Source organism: Shigella sp. FC1567, assembly GCF_001743015.1.
In the GTDB taxonomy this organism is placed as follows: domain Bacteria; phylum Pseudomonadota; class Gammaproteobacteria; order Enterobacterales; family Enterobacteriaceae; genus Escherichia; species Escherichia coli.
The window spans coordinates 1-4,745 of sequence record NZ_MIIV01000150.1 but is presented as its reverse complement, the minus strand read 5'-3'; the positions used below and the strand labels follow the sequence as shown (position 1 = coordinate 4,745).

At 39.7% G+C, this 4,745-nt stretch carries 4 protein-coding genes and 2 pseudogenes; 3 read left to right on the top strand and 3 right to left on the bottom strand.

The genetic code is table 11. The features are described from left to right. On the top strand, positions 1–235 hold a 235-nt coding region (locus tag BHE85_RS10760; protein ID WP_146627965.1), incomplete at its 5' end, for an integrase core domain-containing protein. A 23-nt stretch (positions 236–258) separates the two neighbouring features. Here BHE85_RS10760 and ospZ read toward each other — a convergent pair. Next, complete coding sequence (gene ospZ, locus BHE85_RS10755; RefSeq protein WP_000625262.1) at positions 259–951, bottom strand: type III secretion system effector cysteine methyltransferase OspZ; 693 nt, start codon at positions 949–951, stop codon at positions 259–261. Between the two features lie 55 nt (positions 952–1,006). Between ospZ and BHE85_RS10750 the strand changes: the two are divergent. Then, positions 1,007–1,159, top strand: a pseudogene (locus tag BHE85_RS10750) (IS3 family transposase); the annotation flags it as partial. A 1,380-nt stretch (positions 1,160–2,539) separates the two neighbouring features. Beyond that, a complete protein-coding gene (gene icsP / locus BHE85_RS10740; protein WP_005005342.1) occupies positions 2,540–3,487 on the top strand; it encodes an omptin family outer membrane protease IcsP in 948 nt (315 codons plus the stop codon). Here the strand turns inward: icsP and BHE85_RS26550 are convergent. Both BHE85_RS26550 and BHE85_RS10735 read right to left on the bottom strand, forming a co-directional pair. After that, on the bottom strand, positions 3,456–3,623 hold the full coding sequence (locus tag BHE85_RS26550) for a transposase (protein WP_000165219.1): 168 nt from the start codon (positions 3,621–3,623) through the stop codon (positions 3,456–3,458). The two genes, icsP and BHE85_RS26550, sit on opposite strands and share 32 nt — an antisense overlap. 425 nt (positions 3,624–4,048) lie before the next feature. Then, positions 4,049–4,421, bottom strand: a pseudogene (locus tag BHE85_RS10735) (integrase core domain-containing protein); the annotation flags it as partial. Positions 4,422–4,745 lie beyond the last annotated feature (324 nt).

Here is a 4,745-nt window from a genome sequence, read left to right as displayed (position 1 = left end):
GCGCGGAAACTGCTGGGATAACAGCCCAATGGAACGCTTCTTCAGGAGTCTGAAGAACGAATGGATGCCGGTGGTGGGTTACGTAAGCTTCAGCGAGGCAGCTCACGCCATAACGGACTATATCGTTGGATATTACAGCGCACTAAGACCGCACGAATATAACGGTGGGTTACCCCCAAACGAATCGGAAAATCGATACTGGAAAAACTCTAACTCGGTGGCCAGTTTTTGTTGACCACTTCATACAATTAATATACATTAAGTAACAGACATTCGAGCCTTGATTTGAGAAAACCTGTCATTCATTTGTTTTATGTAGCTATCTATTTCCTCTGATGCATAACTAAAAAGTTCTCCCATTTCACGAGCAATAATAATCTCAGATTTAATAGACTTTAACTCTGGCGACTCATCTCTTAACACTTGCATAATCTCTCTTTTTATATCATATAGTTCTATAAACCGATTTGCCCGTAGTTCTCCTTGGGGAGAATCATTTCTGAATACAACAATTATATACAAAAAATCACTATTTTCTTTAGGGAAGATCTTACAACTAATCTCTGGGAGCTCACATAATGCATGTAAGTCAGGATGGTACAAACTATCCACAGAAAATTGCCCCATAGGACGTTTTCCAGATATAACTGTCAACCAGCTTCCTTCCGGTATACTGGCTTCGTCTCTGGAAATAGGCTGAAAATCTTCCGGACATGGAGAATACATTGTCTTCATATAATTAAGTCGTCTGGATTTCTCATTAATAAACTCCTCTATTTTTAATTGTGCCATACTTCTGGTTATACCAGAGATATACTTCTTGTCATATATGTTTGGTGATTCATTAAAGTAACCATGTTCAACTCTAGGATAAATATTTCTCACTATATATTCAGTATTTGCAGTATTTATTGGAAATACGTTCTTAATATTCTTGATGGGACTAATCATTTTAATCTCTATACTCAAATATAAACATTACCATGAACAATATAATTGTTCCTAAGTGGAATGTCTCCACGGAGAACACTTTATCTATCGGGAAATAGTGCGGGCAACAGTGTTTAATTATATCGAGTGCGATTACAATCGCTGGCGACGGCACCGTTGGTGTGGCGGCCTCAGTCCGGAACAATTTGAAAACCAGAACCTCGCTTAGGCCTGTGTCCATATTACGTGGGTAGGCTCACAGAGCCTCACTTACGACTGCGTCCATATTATGTGGGTAGGATCAATAAAGACGTTTTATATGTGTCTGCTTGCAGCCAGAAAATTTATACCCTGCAGGTATCATAAACATGCTTGATAACTTAATTGGGGCTCCCTCTTCCTTTTATGGTGTAATTGTTTGATTGAATACTTCCGGGGATTTCAGTATGAAATGAAGTATATTTAATATACTTTACAAAAAGTTTGTATTAGTGGAATAAGGACAATAGCTTATCCAAACTGCCAAGCCTCTTTATTATAAGTAAGATCTGGCACTGGAATATTCTCAAAAGGACTAACATCATCACCACGACCTTCAACCAACCATTTTATTGCATTTAAATCCCAGAATAGTTCAGTAGTGGTCAATTTGGGAAACGCACAATATTGTACGGTTACGTTATCGCAATAGAGTGAACTCCCGCCCTATACGGCGTTTTCAAGGATTAGTCCTTAATCGGACAACCACATTAAAGCATAATAAATAATTAAGCTTTAATAATATACTATAGATACAGTTCTATTATAAAAAATACTATTTTAGGTGATGCATTAAATTAGTAGAATATTTATTCTTTTATAAAAGCACCAATGAATTGTCCAAGTAAACATGAGGTAAAATGTGTAGAGGATAACTGAGTTTGGTCACTTTAACTGTATTAGTCGCAGTCTGACTCTCGACTTTAAAAGGATGGGAATTACCTGTACTGATAGTGAGAAAGCTTTCCATTGAAATAAGTCAAATAAAAGTTGATGGCTTCAGTGCTAAAGTGAGGTGCCCGCTAGCCGTATTCACTCGAATCGGAATTCAATGTATTGCTTCTGCCATTTCCATAATATTTCACGGGAAAAACAAAATCTGAAAAACTATACTTAAGTGTTGTATTGAGTCAGTTGAGATACAAATACATATTTATCAGCACACGTTACGTCAAATACAGGAGGTTGTCATGTTGGTACTGAAAGGCACGTTGGCTATTGCAGCCGTGATGACAATTTATTGTCTTATCGTTGTTCTTATGGAACGCTTTTCTGATTGATTTCATATTGGCGAGAGAACAAGAAGGTGAGTAGAATTGTCGCGGAATCCTGAAACTATCAGCCTCAGGTATGAACACCAAAAGGTAGGTAGAGAAATCTATGGCCCCCGTTACTTTATTCGCACAATGAGGTATTTTTTTATTTTTACAAAAGTTCAATAAATATTATAATAAAAGATATGTTCTTGGTAACATAAACAAATATTTAATTAAAATAATGCTTGGCATTGACGTTTATCTTATAAAGTAAGAAGATCATGGACATTTCAACCAAAAAAGTAGAGTTCTCGATGAAATTAAAATTCCTTGTACTTGCACTTTGTGTACCTGCGATCTTTACTACACATGCTACCACTAACTATCCACTTTTCATACCGGATAACATCAGTACGGATATTAGTCTAGGATCTCTGAGTGGCAAAACAAAAGAACGCGTTTATCATCCCAAGGAAGGGGGGAGAAAAATTAGTCAACTGGACTGGAAATACAGTAATGCGACTATTGTTAGAGGTGGCATCGATTGGAAGCTAATTCCAAAAGTGTCTTTCGGAGTTTCCGGTTGGACTACTTTAGGTAACCAGAAAGCAAGCATGGTTGATAAAGACTGGAACAATTCCAATACCCCTCAGGTATGGACCGACCAGAGCTGGCATCCCAATACGCATCTCCGTGATGCTAACGAATTCGAGCTGAATCTTAAAGGTTGGTTATTAAATAATTTGGATTATCGACTTGGACTAATAGCAGGTTACCAAGAGAGTCGTTACAGTTTTAATGCAATGGGAGGGAGTTATATTTATAGTGAAAACGGGGGGAACAGGAATAAAAAAGGGGCACATCCTAGTGGTGAAAGAACAATAGGTTACAAACAGCTCTTCAAAATACCTTATATTGGATTAACTGCTAATTACCGCCATGAGAATTTTGAGTTTGGAGCAGAACTGAAATATAGTGGTTGGGTTCGTTCATCTGATACAGATAAACACTATCAGACTGAGACAATTTTTAAAGATGAAATAAAAAACCAAAATTACTGCTCTGTTGCTGCGAATATTGGATACTATGTCACCCCCAGTGCAAAATTTTATATAGAAGGCTCCAGAAATTACATTTCTAATAAAAAAGGTGATACATCTCTTTATGAGCAAAGTACCAATATATCTGGCACCATTAAAAATAGTGCAAGTATTGAATATATTGGTTTTCTCACTTCCGCAGGTATAAAGTATATTTTTTGAATTGGTTCACCGAGTTGATTACGTTTTCATGGCTAAAAATTGCCGCCCATTGTGAGTCATATTCGCCCTGACTTTCCAGAACCATACGAACTGCCCGTTGACGGACTTCGGGGGAAAAACGTGTATTTTTAGTCATTCTGTTTACCTCTTTCTCAGGGCGTTTAGTCTCCAGGATTTCCGGGGCGGTTCAAAAAACTCTTCGTTGATTACTGTGGACTTACTGTTGGCATTACCGACCCTGAGACCGGAGAAATAAGAACCGCTTAGAGCATCGTGGCTGTTCTCGGGGTATCAAGTTACACATGAGCAGAGGCTATCCAAGGTCTACTATTATCGCCTGAAAGCGCTGATGGAACAGTGCTATCAGGGACATGCTGATGAAAATACCTAAATAATCAGCCAGCACTCTATCTTTCCAAATCCACAGCATAGCAAAGAGAGCAAAAGAGCCTGTAAATTCAGAAATTAAGGAAATGCCTCTTGGTGCACATAATCTATCTTATGTTAAATGAAATCTAATTTCTTGATTATATGCTGGATCGTTCGTGGGTGGCTTTGCCCCTATATTTCCAGACACCTGTTATCATTGGCCCGCTGCCGCAGATATTCCCGTGGCGAGCGATAATCCAGCGCACTATGCGGATGCCATTCGTTATAATGCTCGAATGCCTCTGCAAGGTTCTTTGCTGCCGTTAACCCGTCAGGTTTGGGCATGATACTGATGTAGTCACACTTTATTGTTTTCACGAAGCTCTTTGCTATTCTGTTACTCTCCGGACTCCGCACCGCCGTGTTCTTCGGTTCAACAAAGTCCCAACATCCGGGTGAACTGGCGTGTTTCATTAGCCCGGTAGCATGAACCATTATCCGTCAGTCACTTCACTGGAGACGCCGGAAGCTCGTTGCCGAAGCGGTGTTCCACCGCTCCCAGCATGTCGCCAACGGGAGAGCATCTACGGTCTGATTGAACTGTTTATTCAAATTGTCCACCGTCTGTCAGTACGCTCTGAACGTCGGCTGGTTAAAACACTGCTCGCTGATTTTCAGAGGGTTCACGGTAAAACAGCACTTTTATTCCGGATTGCGGAAGGGCTCTGAATAATCCGGATGGGCTGGTTAAAGAGGTTGTGTACCATCTGCATATTGTTGAACCAGATCGCAGCTGGATTTGCCCCTATATTTCCAGACATCTGTTATCACTTAACCCATTACAAGCCCGCTGCCGCAGATATTCCCGTGGCGAGCGATAACCCAGCGC